Here is a 21151-nt window from a genome sequence, read left to right as displayed (position 1 = left end):
GCTTTGAAGCTGCTCTTTTTTATTTAGGATGATTTTTTATTTTATTAATTATAAATTGATAATCTTCTGGTCTGTTTACAAAATCAAGTTCAGAAACATCAATGATTAAAATATTTAAATCAGGTTGGGTTTTAATGAAGTTACTATACCCATCATGAATTTTTTGTAAGTAACTAGCTTCAATATTTTGCTCGTAGTCTCGCCCACGCTTTTTTATGTTCTGTAATAATCTATCGGTATTTTGATATAGGTATACATACAAATCAGGCTTTGTAATTTCTTTATACATTAAATCAAACATCTTACGATATAGCTTGTATTCGTCTGCTTGTAAAGTTACCTGAGCAAAAATTAATGATTTAAAAATATAGTAATCAGAAACAATAAAGTTTTTAAATAAATCAAATTGCGCTAAATCATCTGTTAATTGTTGATAGCGATCAGCCAAGAAACTCATTTCTAACGGAAAAGCGTAACGCTCGTTGTCGTCATAAAACTTTGGTAAAAAAGGATTATCAGCAAAGCGTTCTAATACAATTTTAGCATTAAACTCATCAGACATCATATTCGCTAACGATGTTTTTCCGGCTCCAATATTTCCTTCAATAGCGATGTAGTTGTACTTTTCAGTAATCGGAATCGGTCTTTTTAGTTTTTCTTCAATAACTGTAATTTCCGAAGTATCTGAACAGTTTTCTAAACAGATATATAAATGCTTTTTTTCTATCGGATGAATTGTGTTTCTAGCAATTTCTACCAGAGGAGTTAATGCGAATTTACGCTCTAGCATTCTAGGGTGGGGAACAATTAAGTTTTTAGAAAATATAATTTCATCGTCAAACAATAAGATGTCAATATCAATAAGTCTATCAGAATAACCTTCTTTATCCTCTCTAACTCTACCAAGTTCATCTTCAATAGAAAGTATAGTTTTTATTAAATTCTCAGGTGGTAGATATGTAGAAACTTTAATGCAAGTGTTATAAAAGTCATTGCTATCAAAACCCCAAGATGAAGTTTCATAAATAGAAGCTACTTTTTGTATTGAACCTATTTTCTCAGCAACTAAATTAATAGCTTCTTGTAGGTTTTCTAACTTGTTACCTTGATTTGTGCCTAATGATAAGTATGTAATTCGTTGTATTTTCATCTGTAGATTGCAAAGAAAAATAAAACTTGAATAACTTTAGGAGTAAATAAGATTTTTATTTTTAAAAAATTTAAAATAAAAGGTAGGGTGATTTTTAAATTACTTGTTTCTATATAGAATTTCTTACGCAGAGTAAAGATTTTTTAAGATTATTGGGGAATGATCAAAAAGGATGACTCTTAAAAGGTTGCTATTTATAGCAACCTTTTTCTTTTTTTTAGTAGGGTTTAGCAATCATTAGCTGTTTTATATATGAAAAATTAGTTAAAAAGATTAAGGTTTATTTCTTTCGTGAAAAAGAATGATGTTAACACTAGAATTTTAATCAAAAAAAAGGCAACCATTTATGGTTGCCTTTTTGAATTATTATAAAAAAGAATTTTTATGATTCTTTCTTTTCTTGTCTAGGTTTTCTATCGTCACGACGATTGTCACGTCCGCGATTATCTCTTCCTCTATTATTATCTCTACCGTTTTTGTTGTCTCTAGGTGGTCTAGCTACATAACCTTCTGGTTTAGGTAGTAAAGCTTTACGAGAAACTTTTTCTTTACGAGTTCTAGGATCTAATCCGAAGTATTTTACATCAAATACATCTCCCATTTTAACTACATCTGAAACGTTTTCTGTACGTTCCCAAGCTAATTCGCTAACGTGTAATAAAACTTCGTTTCCTGGAGCTTCCATGTATTCTACTACAGCACCAAAATCTAACATTTTAATTACTTTCACTTCATAAGCGCTACCAACTTGTGGCTTAAACATCATAGATTCGATACGTGAAATTACAGCTTCAATTCCTTCAGGATTTGTTCCTAAAATCTCAATGATTCCTTCTTCAGTTACAGGATCTTCAGTAATTACAATTGTAGTTTCTGTTTCTTTCTGTAATTCTTGGATATGTTTACCTCCAGGACCAATAAATGCACCGATTAATTCGTTAGGAATTCTACGGTTAATCATTTTTGGAGCGTGAGCTTTTACTTCAGCATTAGGAGTTTCAATAGTATCTGTTAACTTTTCTAAGATATGTAAACGACCATCACGAGCTTGCTTTAAAGCATTTACTAAAATCTCGTATGATAATCCTTTTACTTTAATATCCATCTGACAAGCAGTAATACCATCAGCAGTTCCTGTTACTTTAAAGTCCATATCTCCTAAGTGATCTTCATCACCTAAAATATCAGATAAAACTGCATAACGATCACCATCAGAAATTAATCCCATAGCAATACCAGAAACAGGCTTTTTTAATTGAACCCCAGCATCCATTAATGCCATTGTACCAGAACAAACTGTAGCCATAGAAGAAGAACCGTTAGATTCTAAAACTTCAGATACAACTCTTACCGTGTAAGGACAATCATCAGGAATCATTCCTTTTAAAGCACGTTGTGCTAAGTTACCGTGACCAACTTCTCTACGAGATGTTCCTCTTAACGGTCTAGCTTCACCTGTACAAAAAGGAGGGAAGTTATAATGTAAGTAGAAAGTTTCTTCGCCAGAATATGTTGGCATATCTATTTGATTTGCCTCTCTTGAAGTTCCTAAAGTAACTGTTGCTAATGCTTGAGTTTCTCCACGAGTAAAGATTGACGAACCATGTGTTGATGGTAAGTAATCTACCTCACACCAAATTGGTCTAATATCTGTAGTTTTACGCCCGTCTAAACGTAAACCTTCTGCTAATGTTAATTCACGAACAGCAGTTTTTTGAGCTTTGTTGAAATATTTTCCAATTAAACCACCAAAATCAGCAATTTCTTCTTCAGTAAATGAAGCAACGATTTCTTCTTTTACTTCTGCAAAAGCAGTAGAACGTTCTTTTTTAGAAGTTCCTTGTTTAGCGATATCATAACACTTTTGATAAGCAGCATCATGAATTCTTTTTGCTAAATCTTCATCTTCTCTTTCTGGTTCGTATTCACGAGTTTCTTTCTTTCCAACAGCCTCTGCTAAGCGAACTTGCGCAGCACATTGTACTTTAATAGCCTCGTGTGCAAATTTAATTGCATCTGCCATCTCTTCTTCAGAAACTTCATCCATTTCTCCTTCTACCATCATTACTGAATCTGCAGAAGCACCAATCATCATGTCTAAATCAGCATCTGCTAATTGAGTTCTATTTGGGTTGATTACGAATTCTCCATTTATACGTGCAACACGTACTTCTGAAATAGGAGTTTCGAAAGGAATATCAGATAATTGAATCACAGTTGAAGCTGCTAAACCTGCTAATGCATCTGGCATAACATCATCATCATGAGACATTAATTGAATCATCACCTGAGTTTCTGCGTGATAATCTTTTGGAAATAATGGACGTAAAACGCGGTCTACTAAACGCATTGTTAATACTTCTCCATCACTTGGTCTTGCTTCTCTTTTAAAGAATCCTCCAGGATATTTTCCTGCAGCAGCAAATTTTTCTCTATAATCTACTGTTAATGGTAAAAAATCTACATCAGATTGTTTGTAGTTAGATACAACTGTACATAACAACATTGCCTTTCCCATCTGAACAACAACCGAACCGTGTGCTTGCTTTGCTAATTTACCGGTTTCTAACGAGATGGTTCTTCCATCTCCAAGGTCTATGACCTCTTTAAATACTTTTGGAATCATAAATTTTAATTCTAAATTTTAACTTGTTTGTTGTTGTTGTGTTGTTGTGTCTCCAATGGAAAACCAAAATTGTTGTTGGCAATTTTGGAATTTTTATATAAATTTCTGTTTGTTAGTCAGAAATGAATTCTTTGTAAAATAAAAAAGAGGCACGTTTATAGAGCCTCTTTTTGAAAGAAATTATTTTCTAATTCCTAATTCTTTAATAATCGCACGATATCTGTTGATTTCTTTTTTCTTTAAGTAATCTAACAAGCTTCTACGCTTACCTACCATCATTACTAATGAACGCTCAGTGTTGTAATCTTTACGATTTTGCTTTAAGTGCTCAGTTAAATGGTTAATTCTGTGCGTGAATAACGCGATTTGACCTTCTGCAGAACCAGTATCGTTCGCTCCTTTACCGTGTTTAGCGAAGATTTCTTCTTTTACTTCTTTAGTTAAATACATACCAATATTGTTTAAATGATTTTAATGTACACAATGCTTTTACATTGAAGCAGCAAATGTACAATTATTTTTTAGATTGGTAAAAAGAAGAATGCATAAAAAAACCAGCAATTTGCTGGTTTTAAGTTTTATGCTCTTACAGGTTGATTTTGAATTAAATCAATGTATAAGTTTACTTGTTTTTTTAAGTTTTTACGTTCGTAAATACCATCTAAGAATCCGTGTTCTAAAACAAACTCAGAACGTTGGAAACCTTCTGGTAATTCTTTACCAGTTGTATCTTTAACAACACGAGGACCAGCAAAAGCAATTAATGCATTTGGTTCAGCAATATTAATATCACCTAACATTGCAAATGAAGCAGTTGTTCCTCCAGTTGTTGGATCAGTACATAATGAAATGTATGGGATTTTAGCGTCAGCTAACTGCGCTAATTTTGCAGATGTTTTTACTAACTGCATTAATGATAATGAAGCTTCCATCATACGAGCACCACCTGATTTAGAAATCATTAAAAATGGTAATTGATGTTGAATCGCATAATCAATAGCTCTTGCTATTTTTTCTCCTACTACAGAGCCCATTGATCCTCCGATAAAAGCAAAATCCATAGAAGCGATAACAATATCTTTTCCTTGAGATTTACCAACAGCAGTACGAACAGCATCTTTTAATCCTGTTTTCTTTTGTGCAGCTTTTAAACGATCTGGATATTTTTTAGTATCCTCGAACTTTAAAGGATCTTTGGCAGTTAATTTTGAATTTAATTCTTCGAATTTATTATCATCAAAAAATAATTCAAAATATTCATTACTACCTATACGTACGTGATATCCGTCTTCTGGACTTACGTATAAATTCTTTTTTAATTCGTCTGTATCAATTATTTTTCCACTTGGGGTTTTATACCACAAGCCTTTAGGAGTGTCTTTCTTTTCTTCGGTTGGGGTTTGAATCCCTTTGTCTTTACGCTTAAACCAAGCCATAGTTAGTTTATGTTTTGTTGTTTGTTTGTAATTAACTCTAAATATAATGAAAAAAGAGTCGGCTACAAATGTAAAAGATTTTTATGAACTTTACTTTTTTGAGGCATAAAAAAAGCACCTAGAGAAATCTAGATGCTTTAGGTTGTTAATTGTGAGGTTTTTATAACGTGTCTACGTTATTTAAATCTTCAAAAGCTTTCTTTAAACGAGTTTTAAATGTTTGCTCACCTTCGCGTAACCATTTACGTGGATCGTAATATTTTTTATTAGGAACATCATCTCCTTCAGGATTACCAATTTGACTAGCTACATAATCTTTCTTAGCATCCATATAATCACGAATACCTTCTGTAAAGGCATATTGTAAATCAGTATCAATATTCATTTTAATAACTCCATACCCGATAGATTCTCTAATTTCTTCTAATGTAGAACCAGATCCACCATGGAAAACAAAATCGATTGTATTATGAGGAACATTATATTTTTCTGAAATATATTCTTGAGAGTTCTTTAAAATTTTTGGAGTTAATTTTACATTTCCAGGTTTGTATACTCCATGTACATTACCAAAAGCAGCAGCAATAGTAAACTGAGGAGAAACTTTCATTAACTCTTCGTATGCATAAGCAACCTCTTCTGGTTGTGTATATAATTTTGAAACATCAACATCAGAATTATCAACTCCATCTTCTTCACCGCCTGTAATTCCTAATTCAATTTCTAAAGTCATTCCCATTTTACTCATACGAGCTAAGTATTCTTTACAAATCTCGATATTTTCTTCAAGAGGTTCTTCACTTAAATCAATCATGTGAGAACTGTAAAGTGATTTTCCAGTTTCTTTATAAAACTGCTCACTAGCGTCCAATAAACCATCAATCCAAGGTAATAATTTCTTAGCAGCATGATCGGTATGAAGAATTACAGGAACTCCATATGCCTCAGCTAATAAATGGATGTGTTTAGCACCAGCAACTGCACCAGCAATAGCAGATTTTTGATTTTCGTTTGATAATCCTTTTCCTGCATTAAATTGTGCTCCTCCATTTGAAAATTGAATAATAACTGGAGAGTTTAATTCTTTGGCAGTTTCTAATACCGTATTAATAGTATTTGATCCAACAACGTTTACAGCAGGTAAAGCAAAGCCTTTTTCTTTTGCTAAATTAAATATTGCTTGTACTTCTTTTCCTGTAGCAACACCAGGTTTTATATTATGAGACATTAAAAAATGGTTTTTAGTTGTATTACAATTGTGTGTCAAAAGTAAGAAAAAATCAATCTATTTATATTAAAAATAACCATAAGGTTATTGCTATAAATAAATTAAAAAGGGTAGTTAATACCAATATTTAGTACAGAGTTAGAGAAGTTGAAGTTTCTAAACCATCGATTGTCTGTTAAATATGGCTCGTGAACTTTAAAACCTAAATCTAATCTAGCAATTAAAAATTTAAAATCGTAACGAAGTCCAAATCCTGAGCCAATTGCTATATCTGTAAGTGATTTGGCACTATCAAACTTCGCAGCATCATCAATGAAAATAGAATTTGTGATGTCCCAAATATTACCAGCATCAGTAAATAAAGCACCTTTTAAAGCGCCTAGTACATCAAAACGGTATTCAAAACTAGTTAAGAACTTTAAACTACCAATGTTGTATTCTAATCCAGGTCGCCTTGTACCAGGGCCTAAATCGTAAGTTCTCCAAGCTCTAATGTCGTTTGATCCACCAGCAAAATAACTTCTAGAAAAAGGTACATCTGATTTGTTATAAGTAATAATCGCGCCTAAAAATGTTCTGTGAGCTAGTATAGTGTTACTTCCTAAATCCCAATATTTTTTATACTCGATGTCTGTTTTGAAATATTGAGCAATAGGTATTTGTAAAACAGTTTTTTGGCCTCTTAAACTTTCTTGTTTCGATAAAACTCCCATAATATTACCAGAGTTTGCAAGTCTAATTTTAAAAAAAGAAAAACTATGGTCTTTAATGTTTTCTTGGTTGTTGTAGGTAAAACTATAAGCGATTTCAGGAATTAAAAAATCGGAAGTAATAATATTATATCGGTTGAGTATGTTAAGATTATCTTGGTACTCCGTTGGGTTTGAAGTAGCAAAGTTACTACTCAAAGATACACTTCTTATAAACTGTAAAATGTCAGTTGAATTACCAGGAGTGTTACTTGGTAGCATAAAATTTGGGTCATAAGCTGCTGCTACATCCAATATTTTTGAATACTCTGAAGAATATACATTGAAATAATTATCAACATTTAAATTTCTAATATATTGAGCGTTTAATAATTCTAATTGAATTGATTTCTTTTTGTTGTAATTCCATTTGTAATCAACTCCTATAGAAACATTTTGTTTATCTAAACCAATATTTTTTTGAATACCTAAACCAGTATAAAATTTTGTTTTAGGAAACATACTTTTAGGTACAAACTTGTGAAGACCAAAAGGAGCCATAAAACGTGGAACTTCCATTGAAATATCACCTCCTAATTCCCAACCAGGGCCGTTATTTGAATTAAAATATGAACCAAATGTTGAGAGCTTGAATATTTCAGAACCTTTAAAAGTATTTCTGTTGATTAATGAAAATTTTAAAGAGACATCAAAATTTCGAATATTAGAACGTGAAAGCTCTGTATCTATTCCTAAAGTATATTTCTCAATTGGAGTTAAAAAAATATTTGCCTCTAGTTCATTCTTGCTAATTTCATTATATCTAATTGAAGTTGACTTAAAATTTTTCAAATCTCTTAAATGAACTCTTGTTAAGTCGGTTAAAGAGTCACTGTATACAGAATTAGGTTTTATAAAAACGGATTGCGATAAGTATTTTGGATTATATTTTAACTTATTATGAGCAAAAAAGTTTAGCTCTTTGTAATTAACAGAATCGTTATGAATTTCGTCTTTTTTGTTATATGTATAATCGGTATATACATTAACCTTTTTTATTTTTTGAATTTGAAAAGGAATCACTCTATCAGAAATTTCAATATCTACATTCGTTTTTTCGTAGTTATTAAGTGTATCGATTTCAAAAGAAATATAGTTTTCATTAAAATGATAAACCCCTTTGTTTCTGAAAAGTTTAACAATTCTGTTAGCTTCATTAATAAAGCGTCCAACTTTATATTGATCTTTAGTTTTTAAAAAGCTTTTTTCTTTTTCTTTTTGATAAATTGAATCTAATACAGTAGAAGAAATACTAGTGCTAATTGAATCTAAAAACGAAGGGTTTCCTTTTAATATATTGTAAGAAATAGTTCCTTTTTTATTGCTAATAGTATCTTTTTTCGATGATACTTTTGCTCTAAAGTACCCTTCGTTTTGAAAATAAGTAGTTAAATTATTAACTGTTCGTTTTGTTTTTCTATCATCAATAATAATTGGTGCTTGTCCGCTTTTTAAAAACCAATTATTAAAACTTATAAATGTTTTTGCGACTGAAATACTTTGTTTTTCAGAAAACACATCTTTAAAAAAGTTGTATGTTCTTGGATGTTTTTTACCCCATAGGCTTGGAGTTTTCGGACCGTTAGGATTACCAAGGTTATAAAAATGTAATGAAAGCGGCATGCCTAAAGCCTTGGCGTTAGGACGTTGCATCAATAATTCAGTAATGTTTTCGCTATTGTTTTTTGTGCTATCTACAAAAACAGTGTTTTTTGCTAGCAACAACTCGTTTTCTTTAACGTATTTTATTGTGCTACAAGAACTGAATAAGACTACTAATAAAAAGAAAAAAGAAAGTTTTTTCATTAACTTTACGCCTCGTATTTAAATACCAAAAATACTATTTTTTAGTGGTTTTAAAGTGTTAAAAAAGATTTAATGAGTTTATCTAAAAACAACCTGAAATTAATAACAAGTTTACAGCGAAAAAAGTATAGAGAGAAGCATAATTTATTTGTAGCTGAAGGAATAAAAGTTGTAAACGAATTATTAAATTCATCAATTGAAGCATTTCATGTTTTTTCTACAAATGAAGATTTTAGTGTTTCTAAGGAAGTTGATTTCACAGTTGTTTCAGATAATGAGTTAAAAAAAATTAGCACGTTAAAAAATCCGAATAAAGTTTTAGGGTTATTTAAAATTCCAGAAAGAAAAAAATTAAAAGTAAGTGGATTTATTGTTGCTTTAGATGAAGTAAATGATCCAGGTAATTTAGGAACAATTATTCGTTTATGCGATTGGTTTGGCGTAACTCAGTTGGTTTGTTCTAAGAATACAGTTGATTGTTATAATCAAAAAGTAGTACAATCAACCATGGGGTCATTAACAAGGGTTAATATTTCGTATGTTGATTTACCTGAGTTTTTAAAAACGACTGATTTACCTGTTTATACTGCTGATATGAATGGAACTAATGTATACACATCTTCATTGCCTCAAAAAGCAGTTTTAGTAATGGGTAACGAAGCGAATGGAATTTCAAAAGAAATATCAGGAATTGTAAAGCATAAATTAACGATCCCCAGGTTTGGAGATATTCAACAAACCGAAAGTTTAAATGTAGCTACTGCTACAGCTATTTTATTGAGCGAGTTTAAGAGAGGGTTAAAATAATCCGTTTATCTGAGCATCAATTCTATCAATGATGTAACCTAAGTCTTCTTGATTTTCAACGAAGTCTAAATTATCAACATCAATAATTAATAATTTTCCTTTAGTGTATTGAGAAATGAAAGCTTCATAACGTTCGTTTAGTCTGCTTAAATAATCAATACTAATTGAGTTTTCGTATTCTCTTCCACGCTTGTGAATTTGACCTACTAACGTAGAAATATCAGCGCGTAAATAAATTAATAAATCTGGTGGCGTAACTAAGTTTTCCATTAATTCAAATAAAGAAGAATAATTGCTAAAATCTCTATTTGTCATTAATCCCATTGCATGAAGGTTGGGAGCGAAAATATGAGCATCTTCGTAAATTGTACGATCTTGAATTATCTTTTTTCCAGATTTTCTTAGTTCTAAAACTTGACGAAAACGACTGTTTAAGAAAAACACTTGTAGGTTAAATGACCAACGTTCCATTTCACCATAAAAATCATCTAAATACGGATTTTCATCAACCGACTCAAAATGAGGTTCCCAATTATAATGTTTTGCTAATAATTTAGTTAAGGTTGTTTTTCCTGCTCCGATGTTTCCGGCAATGGCTACGTGCATAGTTTTCGTGTGATTTTAAATCTCTGGTGGTACCAGTTTGAAGTCGTAAAATTACATAAAAAAAAGGATTACAAAAGATTTTAACAAATCAATTTATAACCATAACCTCGAACATTGATTATTTGCACATTTGTATCTTTTTTTAGCTTTTTTCTAAGTTTAGAAATAAATACATCCATGCTTCTGGCATTAAAAAAATCATCATCTCCCCACAATTTTTTTAAAACAAAAGCTCTGTCTAGTATTTCATTTTTCTTTTGAGAAAGGTGGAATAGTAATTCAGATTCTCTATGAGTTAATGGCTCCGATTGCTCTTTATGAGTTAGTAGTTGTTTAGTGTAGTTAAAATTGAACTCGCCAATATTTATTTTAGAATTATCTTTTTTTAAGTTAATTCTATTTAAAAGAGCATGGATTCGTACAATTAACTCTTCCATAGAAAAAGGCTTCTTTAAATAGTCATTACCTCCATGTTTAAAACCTTCTAAAACATCTTTTGTTTGAGATTTTGCTGTTAAGAAAATGATAGGTATGCCATTGTTTTCTTCTCTAATTTCCTTAGCTAACGTAAATCCATCTTTTTTAGGCATCATTACATCTAGTACTAAAACTTCTGGTTGTTCTTTTTGATAAATCTCTAAGGCTTCTTCACCATTCTCAGCATGAAATACTTCGAAGTTTCTTGTTTCTAAGCTTTCTTTCACAATTTGCCCTAAACTTGGTTCGTCTTCGGCTAATAATAATTTTATTTTCTTAGTCATTTGGCAATGTAATTTTAAAAACCGTTTGTTTTGGAATAGATGTTAATGATATGAAACCATTATGTTTTTCAATTATTTTCTTAGTGTAATATAAACCGATGCCAAACCCTTTTACATCGTGAGTATTTCCTTTTGGAACTCTATAAAATTTATCAAATATTTTTTCTTGTTGATTTTTGTCTATTCCAACCCCATTATCAGCAACTGAAATTTCTAAGGTATTAAGAACAGCGTTTATGTTAACCTGAATGTTATCCCCTCCATATTTAATTGCATTATCAATTAAGTTTGAAATAGAATTTTCAAAATGAAAAGTATCTATTTCGGTTGTTATTTCAGAAATATTTGTAGAAAATTGAATCTTTTTTTCAGGTGTAATTAATTGATGTTTTTGCACAATTTTATCTACGAAGCCAATTAAATCTACAGATTCTTTTTTTAGCATTAATTTCTCGCTATCAAGAGTTGCAGTTTCTAGTAGTTTCTCCACCATCTGATGCAATTTTTTTAACTGAATAGTTGAGATAGAAAGGTATTTTTTCGTTTTCTCTTTATCATCGATCATATTAAAATTATCGATAGCTTCAATAGCTGTAGAAACTGTGGTAATTGGAGTTTTGAACTCGTGAGTAATATTACTGATTAAATCGTTTTTGATTTCTGCTAACTCTTTTTGTTTATTGATGATTTTTAATAAATAGAATAAACTTGTTATTACAGCAAGTGATAATAAAAGCGATAATAAAATACCGGTTGAACTTCTTTTTAAAGCTTCATATGTTGGGTTACTGTAGTTTAATAGAAATTTTTCGTTAGGTTTAAAGTATGTAGATTTTGCTTCAGCTTTTAAAAAGGCTTTTTGTTTGTTGTCGCTATTGTCAAAGAACAATGAATCATTTTTAAAATGCTTAAAAGAATATCGGGCAGTAATTCCTTTGTTTTTTAGTTCCTCGGTAAAAATAGAATCAACTTCTTTGTAATTAATAGTGTCATTTTGTAATGAAATCCAAATAGTATTTAAACTGTTTATTAGTTTTAAACTATCATTAGCTTTCCTTCCTTTAAAAACTTTCACTTTAGAAATATCTCCTGACCTATTCATAGTGATTCCCCTTTTTCCATCTTTAGAAAACTGAGTAATCTTTCTTGTATTTGAGTACTCTTTTGGAACTGAATCATGATACTTTAATTTAAAACTTTTTTCTGCGTTTTTAAAAATAGAGTCAATTAAAAGAGATTCTTCTTTTTTTTGATTTACATGATCAATATCAAGAGAAAGAGAAGTGATTTGAAAACTTACGGTATCCTTTTTATTATCTAGTTTAGTGGTGCTTTCTTCAACAATTGCAAAAAAGTTTTGCTTTGATAAATCTGCATAATAAATTTCAATACTATTATCTAAACTAATTTGAATTTCATTGATAACTCGTTGTTTATTTTGTTCATAGTTTTTATAGTTCCAATAAAACTGAATAGCAACTGTAGCTATTATAGTTGCAGATATTAAATAAAGAATCCAATTGTGTTTTTTTGTATTCATACTTCAAATATAGGTAGTTAACATTAATAAAAAAGCCGCTTAACAGTCGTTAACACTCATTAACTTTAAAAGTAGATGCTCAATCGCATATTTGTGATAGATAAATTCAAAATAATTTAATTATGAAAAAAATATTCACATTAATTGCATTGTGTATTACGGTAATTGTTTCAGCACAAAATTTTCAAGGAAAAGCCACTTATAAAACTTTTAGAAAAGTAGATTTTAAAATGAAAGTAGATGGAGAGAATTCAGCGATGCAAAAACAAATTCAAGAACAATTAAAAAAACAGTTTCAACAAACATATACTTTGAATTTTAACAAATCAGAATCTGTATATACTCAGAATAAAAAACTATCTGCACCACAAGCAAGTATGGGAGGTGTTCAAGTAGTAATTGCTGGAAACGGTGGCGGAACTGATGTTTTGTATAAAAATATATCAGATAAAGAGTATTTAAACAAGACTGAAATTAGTGGAAAGCGCTTTTTAATAAAAGATAAGCTAGAAGACTATGGTTGGGAGATGACGAGTGAAACTAAAAATATAGGGAATTACACTTGCTATAAAGCTACTAGAAGCAGAGAAGAGACAAGAACTAGCATGAGTGTAACTGATGGCAAGCCAGAAGAGAAAAAAGAAAAAGTAACGGTAACTACCACAGCTTGGTATACACCGCAAATTCCAGTTAGTAATGGTCCAGGAGAATTTTGGGGATTACCAGGTTTAATTTTAGAAATCCAAGATGGTAAATTAACCATTGCTTGTTCTGAAATTGTTATGAATCCATCCGATAAAGTTGAGATTAAAGTTCCTAAAAAAGGAAAAAAAGTTAATCAAGAAGAATTTGATGAAATTATGGATAAGCATTCAAAAGAAATGATGGAACGTTTTAGAAGTAAAAGAAAAAGTAAAGACGGAAATTCTTTTAGTATAGAAATTCAAGGATAAGATTAAACCTTTAGCTTTTTTATAAGTCTAACTTCAATTAACAAGAGTTTTTTTATAAAAAAAATAAAGGTTTAATTATGAAACAGTTATTTACAGGGTTATTTCTGTGTCTTTCAATCACGCTATTTGCTCAAGCTAATTTTCAAGGAAAAGCAGTCTATCAATCTAAAACTACATTTGATATGGATCGATTTAATGGTCGTCAAATGTCTGAAGAAAGAAAAAAACAGATTAAAGATAGAATGAAAAACATGTTAGAGAAAACATATGTTTTAAGTTTTACTAAAGAAGAATCTGTTTATAAAGAAGAAGCAAAATTAGCAGCACCAAGAGCTGGAAGAGGATTTCGATTTGGTGGTTTTGGAGGAGGTACTAAGTATAAAAACATCAAAGAAGGAAAATTTTTTGAATCTACTGAGTCTTTTGGAAAAAAGTTTTTGATTACAGAATCTGTCGAAAAACCTAATTGGAAACTAGGAAGTGAGACTAAGCAAATAGGAAATTACACTTGTTTTAAAGCAAGTTTAATAAAGAAAACTGATGCTTTAGATTGGAGGAATATGCGTGGGAGAAGAGGTGATGATAAAAAGAAAGACTCTACTAAAACTCAAAAAATAACTAAAGAAATAGAGTTGCCAAAAGAAGTTGTAGTTACAGCTTGGTATACTCCACAAATACCCGTTAGTAATGGTCCAGGAAATTATTGGGGATTACCTGGTTTAATTTTAGAAATTAATGAAGGACGAACGACTATTCTATGCTCAGAAATAACAATGAATCCGTCTGAGAAAATTGAAATAAAAGAACCAACAAAAGGAAAAGAGGTAACAAGAGCTGAGTATACAAAAATCATGAAAAAGAAGATGGAAGAAATGAGAGAAATGTTTAGAAATAGACGAGGAGGTAATGGAGGAAGACGTGGATTTCATTAAAGAATAGCCTACTTAAATAAAAGAAAAACTTACACAATGAAAAAAATACTACTCGTAGTCATTTGTATGGCTACATGGATGTCTAATGCTCAAATTACACTAAAAGGGGTGGTTAAAGATAGTATTGGAAATCCGCTAGAAATGGCAAATGTAATTGCTATAAATAAAGATACTAAAAAGTTAGATTCCTATGGATTTACAGATGTAAAAGGAAATTATAAATTAAACCTTAAAAAGAATACTACCTACACTGTTAAAACAAGTTATATCGGAATGAAAACCTCTGATACTACAATTAAAATGAACGAGGTTGATGTAGTAAAAGATATTAGTTTAAAAGGAGATGATACTCTAGATGAAGTTAATATTACCTACAAAATGCCAGTGACTGTAAAAGGCGATACTATTGTTTATGACGCTGATAGTTTTAAAACTGGAACAGAAAAAAAACTTGGAGATGTTTTAGATAAATTACCTGGTGTTGAGGTAAATGATGATGGAGAGATTGAGGTAGAAGGAAAGACTGTAAAAAAAGTTATGGTTGAAGGAAAAGACTTCTTTGATGGAGATTCTAAAATCGCAACAAAAAATATTCCTGCAGATGCGATAGATAAAGTTCAAGTATTAAAAAACCATAGCGAAGTTGGGCAGATGAGTCGTGTTACTGATAATGAAGATAATGTTGTTATCAATATAAGATTAAAAGAAGGGAAGAAAAACTTTTGGTTTGGAGAAGTGACAGCTGGTTTGGGTATTGGAATGAACGATAGTAGGTATATAGCCCATCCAAAACTGTTTTATTATAGCCCAAAATATAGTGTGAATATTATTACTGATATAAATAATATTGGTGAAGTACCTTTTACCATGCGCGATTACTTTAAGTTTACTGGAGGGTTTAGAGGAGTTGGCAGTAGTAATGGTACCGATTTTAATGTTGGTTCAAATGATATTTCATTTTTAACACTAAAGAACAATAGAGCCAAAGAAATTGAGTCAAAATTTGGAGCTGTAAACTTTAGTTATTCACCTAAAAAAACTTGGGATATTAGTGGTTTCGCAATCTATTCAGGTAATAATACAGATATGGAAGAGAGTACAAACAGTCTTTACTCAAACGCTAATATAAATCAGGCTAGTTTGCCAACTTACGACCCTAACAATCCAAATTCATTTAAAGTTATTGATACTGAAGAGACTCAAAATTTAACGAATCAGAAAAGTGATTTAGGTTTGTTTAAATTGAGTTCGAGCTATAAACCAAACACTAATAATCAATTCGACTATGATATTTTTGCGAAAGTATCAAACCAAAAACAACTACAAAATACATTATCAACAAGAACATATTTAAATGCTGATGATGAGATTGTTCCTATTAATCAAATGTCTGAACAAAATCCGTTTTCTATTAATCAAAACTTAAATTATTATTATACGTTAAACGATAAAAACATTTTTGCTTTTGAAGCGCAACATTTATGGCAAGATGAAGATCCGTTTTATAATGCTGAACTTGAAAAATTGTCATTTTATAATTTAATTGGATTAAATGAGTTAGCGAATCCGTTTGATGTAAGTCAAAACAAAAGAATTAAAACAAATAAATTTGATGCTAAGTTAGATTACTATTATGTAATAAATAGTAAGAGTAATTTAAATATAACATTGGGCTCTACATTGAGTAATCAACGATTTAATTCCGAAATATTTGAAGTTTTAAATGGAAATAAAACACAAATTTCAGCTACTAATACAATTAACGATGTAGATTTTTCTTTTAACGATTTATATACAGGTTTACATTATAAGTTTATTACTGGAATATTTACTTTCAACCAAGGTTTTACGTTACATAATTATGTTTCTAAGAATACGCAGTTAGGGTCTGAAGTAAAAAATAATTTTACTCAACTTTTACCAGATGCCTCGATAAAAATTAATTTAAAAAAATCTGAAACTTTGCGTTTAAATTATCGAATGCAAACAAGTTTTACTGATGTAGCTAAGTTAGCAGAAGGCTATGTTTTTAATAATTACAACAGTTTGTATTCAGGAAATAGAGAGTTAGAAAATTCATTATATCATAATGTAAGTTTAAATTATTTCAGTTTCAATATGTTTAACTATACCAATATTTTTGGTTCGGTAGATTATAGTAAAAGAAAGGATGTAATTAAAAGTAATACTCAGTTTTTAGGAGTTAACCAAGTTAGAACTTCTATTAATTCTGCGTTTCCAGATGAGGTTATTTCAGCTAGAGCAAATTTTCAAAAAAGCCATAGAAAGTTTAAGTATAGTTTTGGTGGAAACGTATCATATTCAAAATCGAATAGTTTAATTACAGATAGGCAAACGAATGTTTCGTCAAACAGGTTGTCTAAGATGTTTACACAAACTTATAGAACAAAATTTAGCACCAATTTTAAAGAAGCTCCAAATTTTGATTTAGGATATAACGTGTCGATAAATAAATCTGATATTGGCGGAGTCGAAAATACATTTACAACACACAGTCCTTATATTAATTTTGATGCTTACTTTTTAAAGGAGTTTATATTTACGTCTAAGTATACGTATAACAATGTTGTGAATAATGGAACTTCAATTGATAGTTATGGTTTTTTACGAGCAGATTTAACGTATCAGAAAAAAGATAGTAAATGGGAATATAAAGTAGGAGTAACTAATTTATTAAACACGACAGGTTTGAATCAAAATAGTAGTAACGATATTTTAGTTAGTAACTCTACTTATGTTATTCAGCCAAGAATAGCTGTTTTTAGCGTTAAGTATAATTTATAATATTTTGAATTGATTAAATAAAAAAGCGAGCTAATTAGCTCGCTTTTTTTGTGATATAATATTTGTGTTTATCTAAAAATCACTTTTCTAGTTTCAATTTTACCATCATTTTCTACTTGTAATAAGTAGATTCCTCCACTTGGTCTTTTAAACTGAATTTCTTTGTTAAAAGAACTTGATACTGTAGAAAAACTTTGAGTATCTAATAATTGTCCTCTTAAATCAAATAATCTAACAATAGTTAAATCTTTAACCTTTACTTTAAAATTCACCGTTATATTACCATCAGATGGTACTGGATATATCTTTAAATCATCAAATAATGTTGCATCAGTAGCAAAGCTTTCTTCAACATTAATAGTGTAGTCTTCAACTTCACCATCAAAATCTAATTCACAAGAATTTGGAGCAGTTTTTAGTTTAGTAGATATTCTAAGAGTTTTATTACCTAGAATAGCATCTTCTGGTATTACAATATCAAAATTATTTGATGTTAAATCAAACCCTTCATTATCGTCAAATAAACAATTTTCGTTCCAGTCAATCCATCCATGTGTTTTTACATCATCGTTACCATCTTTATTAATAGTTACTGATAAATCATAAGATTCGCCCCTTACAACTCCTGTAGAAATTGATTTGAAATCTGAATATCCATTAGTTTTTGTTGATGAGTTATCAATTTCCCCAAATTTTACGTTGGTAATACTAATTTGAGAATCTAAATTACCTGATGATTTACAATGATTGTCATTTACACTAAGAATTAAATCAACTGATTTTGTCATAGATGTTGACGCTCCTGTAACTTTAATTGTGTAATCGCTAACAGCTACATTACTTAAATTCGAAACCGTTAATGTAAATACGTTGCTAGTATTTATTGAATTAATACTTAATTCTGTGGTCGCATTTGCAGGAGCATCAGTAATTGACAGCGCAACATCTTCATTAAAATCATTAAATACTGAGAAATCCAACATATATTCAACTTCAGAGACAGCTTTGTTACAAATAGATAAACTTCCAGTTTTATTTGTTAATGTAAAACTAGGAGTAATTGTAATTGTATAATCTTCAACTTCTCCATTAAAGTTTAATTCACAAGAATTTGGATCTCCATCACTAGCAAGTTTTGTAGTAACTCTTAAAATTGTACTTCCTATTAAAGCATCATTAGGTATCGTTACTTCTAATCCACTATTGTTAGTAGCTCCAGATGTATTTGCAGCTTCTCCTAAATCGTATTTTTCGTTGGCATCGAATAAGCAGTTTTGGTTCCAGTCTATCCAAGCATAAGTTTTAGTTGAGTTATTGCCGTCAGTATTCACATTAGCTTTTAAAAGATACTTGTCTCCTTTAATAACTTCTGAAGAAATCGATTTAAAATCAGAATAACCGTTTGTTTTAGTGGATGTATTGTTAATGTTACCAAAATTAACTAACGTGGTGCTTATTTGCGAGCTTGTATTTCCAGAAGAATTACATAGGTTATCATTAACATTGAAAAGAATATCAATTGATTTACTAACTGAAGCAGATGTTGCAGTAACTTTAATTGTATAATCACCTATACTAACATTATTTAAATTTGAAAGTGTCAAGTCAACTATGTCATTCGTACTAATACTTGATTGAGAAAGAGTAGGAGAAGAACCTGTAGGTGCTCCTGAAACTGCTAATGTTGTATTTTCATTAAAACCAAATAAAGCTTTGTAGTCAATTTTAAAAACTTGTTGGTTTACAGCTTTGTTACATATAGAAAGGTTACCTGTGTTATTGGTAATATTAAAATCTGGTGTTGCTGGAAAAATAGTAAAATTAGAATTGTTAATGTTATAAAAGATGTTATCAGCAGCTTCAACCATTATTCTAGCATTTGCACTAGGATTATTTGGAATCGTTATTTCTTCTGTTCCATCGTTAGCAGTATTTTCTTTTATTAAAATAGGGAAAGTTAAACCTCCATCAATAGATAGTTTAATATTTACTTTAGTACAGTTAATTGGATCTTGGTCAGTTGTTCCTTTATTCCAAGTAATTGTTTGAGTTGATCCAGAACCCCAAGAAACACTTGTGTTGGGAGCTGTAACTGTAAAAGGATCAGCGTTTGTTACGGTAACTTTTATATCATCTCTTGCGGTATTACCTCCTCCAGCATGATTATCTCTAACTGTAAATGCGAAATTCATAGTTCGACTAACAGAAGGAACTACTTCCCAGGTAGAAGATGTACTACCTCCAATTACTGTAGCTAATGCTGGCATATATCTGTTTGGAGTAGTTTTAGAAGGTAGGGCTCTAAACATTGGCCCAGCTGTATTTGTTGACGTAGGAGGCATAGAAGCTATTTCTGGATCAATTTGTTCCCAATTATATGTTAAGCTAGCTAACCCTTGTGCGTCGGTAGCCTGTCCTTTTAAGACAAAAGGAGTAGATTTAGGTATACTAACATCACTACCTGCATTTGCTGTTGGAGCTGTGTTTCCAATATCAGTTTTTACGGCACAGTTTCCTGCGTTTTGCATATGATTCCACATTTCAGCAATACTAACTGCATGAAAGTTGTCATGACTGTTATTTTGAACATTAGGTGAACAAATACCTGCATATCCCATAATAGTTGATGCGCTACCAGGCTCTACTGCAGTACCTCCATTTCTATTACAATCGTTATTTTGAGTATGATTGGCACCAAATTGATGGCCAATTTCATGAGCTACATAATCAATGTCATATGGATCACCTATTGGAGATGAAATACCAGTTACTCCTTTTGCTTTTTGTCCTTCCACACAAACAACGCCTAATCCAGCAAGTCCACTTCCCCCAATACTAAAAATATGACCTATGTCATAATTAGCTACACCTATTTGATTGTCACAAATAGTTTGCACTTCATCAATCATAGTTCCTGCATCACCATCAGTAATGTTATCTGTGTCTTTATTTAAGAAAATAACTTTATCATTATTAGCTACAATAACCATTTTAACACCTAAGTCTTTTTCATAAACACCATTAATTCTTGTCATAGAGCTATTCATTGCAGATAAAACTGCAGTTTTCTTATCAGCTTCAGATGCTGAAGCAGAAATTCCTTGTCTATTTAAATGAAAGTTTGCATATTCACCACTACAAACAATTGCAATTCTATAGGTTCTAAGCTTACCATCACTTACATTTCTTTGCTGGTTATTTGAAAGAAATCTTTTCTGTGCTATTTCTTTAACTCCACAAGTAAATTCATCTTCTTTCTCTTCTAAGTTTTTTCTATTGTAAACGATATACTTTTTTCTGTCTTTTGAATATGGATCTATATAAACTGTACCTTTATTACCTGAAAAAATAACTGCATGAAAGCCATCGGTTCCTGTACTGATTTTTGCAACAGCTGCTGGATCATCAATACCTTGTGCTGTGTAAGATTTTATTGAAGGAAATTTAGCGGCTAATTCAGGAGCTAAATTTGAGGTTTCTTTTATTTGAAACTTTTGCAATTTACCATCGGAATTTGGTAATTCAATTATTGATGAATTAGATCTTTGTAAGTGATTTTTTAAGCTACTTAATTCTAAGTCTACTAAAGAATACTTTTTAGGAAAGTTTTTAATGTGTAAAATCTCACTTTGCTTAAATAGAAAATTTTGTTTTTCTGTTTTTTTCCACAAGTGTTGGGAGCATAAATTACTTATTGAAAAAAAAGAAATGATAAATACTAAAAGGGCTTGTTTTTTAATCATAATTGTCTT

At 30.5% G+C, this 21151-nt stretch carries 14 protein-coding genes; 4 read left to right on the top strand and 10 right to left on the bottom strand.

Translation table 11 applies throughout. The annotated features are described in order from the left end of the window. Positions 1–19 precede the first annotated feature (19 nt). From folK to tamL, 6 genes are all read right to left on the bottom strand, one after another. Positions 20–1150: a 2-amino-4-hydroxy-6-hydroxymethyldihydropteridine diphosphokinase gene (folK, locus tag H3Z83_RS04815; protein WP_182124323.1), complete on the bottom strand. Its 1131-nt coding sequence runs from the start codon at positions 1148–1150 to the stop codon at positions 20–22. A 382-nt stretch (positions 1151–1532) separates the two neighbouring features. Further along, positions 1533–3776: a polyribonucleotide nucleotidyltransferase gene (locus H3Z83_RS04810; RefSeq protein WP_182124322.1), complete on the bottom strand. Its 2244-nt coding sequence runs from the start codon at positions 3774–3776 to the stop codon at positions 1533–1535. Between the two features lie 180 nt (positions 3777–3956). Then, entirely contained in the window at positions 3957–4226 is a 270-nt protein-coding gene (gene rpsO, locus H3Z83_RS04805) for a 30S ribosomal protein S15 (RefSeq protein ID WP_182124321.1), read from the bottom strand. Positions 4227–4354: 128 nt separating this feature from the next. Further along, positions 4355–5212: an acetyl-CoA carboxylase, carboxyltransferase subunit beta gene (gene accD, locus H3Z83_RS04800; protein ID WP_182124320.1), complete on the bottom strand. Its 858-nt coding sequence runs from the start codon at positions 5210–5212 to the stop codon at positions 4355–4357. A 160-nt stretch (positions 5213–5372) separates the two neighbouring features. Then, a complete protein-coding gene (fbaA, locus tag H3Z83_RS04795) occupies positions 5373–6440 on the bottom strand; it encodes a class II fructose-bisphosphate aldolase (protein WP_182124319.1) in 1068 nt (355 codons plus the stop codon). A gap of 101 nt (positions 6441–6541) precedes the next feature. Further along, on the bottom strand, positions 6542–8995 hold the full coding sequence (gene tamL / locus H3Z83_RS04790) for a translocation and assembly module lipoprotein TamL (protein ID WP_182124318.1): 2454 nt from the start codon (positions 8993–8995) through the stop codon (positions 6542–6544). Positions 8996–9067: 72 nt separating this feature from the next. Between tamL and H3Z83_RS04785 the strand changes: the two genes are divergently transcribed. Continuing rightward, positions 9068–9802: a TrmH family RNA methyltransferase gene (locus H3Z83_RS04785; RefSeq protein ID WP_182124317.1), complete on the top strand. Its 735-nt coding sequence runs from the start codon at positions 9068–9070 to the stop codon at positions 9800–9802. On the opposite strand, the gene H3Z83_RS04780 is transcribed toward H3Z83_RS04785, so the two are convergent. From H3Z83_RS04780 to H3Z83_RS04770, 3 genes are all read right to left on the bottom strand, one after another. Further along, positions 9794–10408, bottom strand: coding sequence for a deoxynucleoside kinase (locus H3Z83_RS04780; RefSeq protein ID WP_182124316.1), 615 nt, complete (start codon positions 10406–10408; stop codon positions 9794–9796). The two genes, H3Z83_RS04785 and H3Z83_RS04780, sit on opposite strands and share 9 nt — an antisense overlap. An 80-nt stretch (positions 10409–10488) precedes the next feature. Further along, positions 10489–11169, bottom strand: coding sequence for a response regulator transcription factor (locus H3Z83_RS04775; RefSeq protein ID WP_182124315.1), 681 nt, complete (start codon positions 11167–11169; stop codon positions 10489–10491). Continuing rightward, positions 11162–12709, bottom strand: coding sequence for a sensor histidine kinase (locus H3Z83_RS04770; protein WP_182124314.1), 1548 nt, complete (start codon positions 12707–12709; stop codon positions 11162–11164). Before H3Z83_RS04770 ends, H3Z83_RS04775 begins: the two co-directional genes overlap by 8 nt. 122 nt (positions 12710–12831) lie before the next feature. On the opposite strand from H3Z83_RS04770, the gene H3Z83_RS04765 reads away from it, so the two are divergent. The 3 genes from H3Z83_RS04765 (at position 12832) to H3Z83_RS04755 (ending at position 17399) form a co-directional block, all read left to right on the top strand. After that, positions 12832–13662 (top strand): GLPGLI family protein, encoded by an 831-nt coding sequence (locus H3Z83_RS04765; protein ID WP_182124313.1) that lies wholly within the window; start codon positions 12832–12834, stop codon positions 13660–13662. Positions 13663–13739: 77 nt separating this feature from the next. Continuing rightward, a complete protein-coding gene (locus H3Z83_RS04760; protein ID WP_182124312.1) occupies positions 13740–14594 on the top strand; it encodes a GLPGLI family protein in 855 nt (284 codons plus the stop codon). Positions 14595–14630: 36 nt separating this feature from the next. Further along, entirely contained in the window at positions 14631–17399 is a 2769-nt protein-coding gene (locus H3Z83_RS04755) for a TonB-dependent receptor (protein WP_182124311.1), read from the top strand. Positions 17400–17467: 68 nt separating this feature from the next. On the opposite strand, the gene H3Z83_RS04750 is transcribed toward H3Z83_RS04755, so the two are convergent. After that, positions 17468–21142, bottom strand: a complete 3675-nt coding sequence (locus H3Z83_RS04750; RefSeq protein WP_182124310.1) for a reprolysin-like metallopeptidase — start codon at positions 21140–21142, stop codon at positions 17468–17470. Positions 21143–21151: the final 9 nt, after the last annotated feature.

This window comes from Tenacibaculum pelagium (assembly GCF_014062345.1).
Classification (GTDB): Bacteria; Bacteroidota; Bacteroidia; order Flavobacteriales; family Flavobacteriaceae; genus Polaribacter; species Polaribacter pelagius.
Note: the sequence above shows the minus strand (reverse complement) of the source record. Positions and strands in the feature narration are given on the sequence as shown.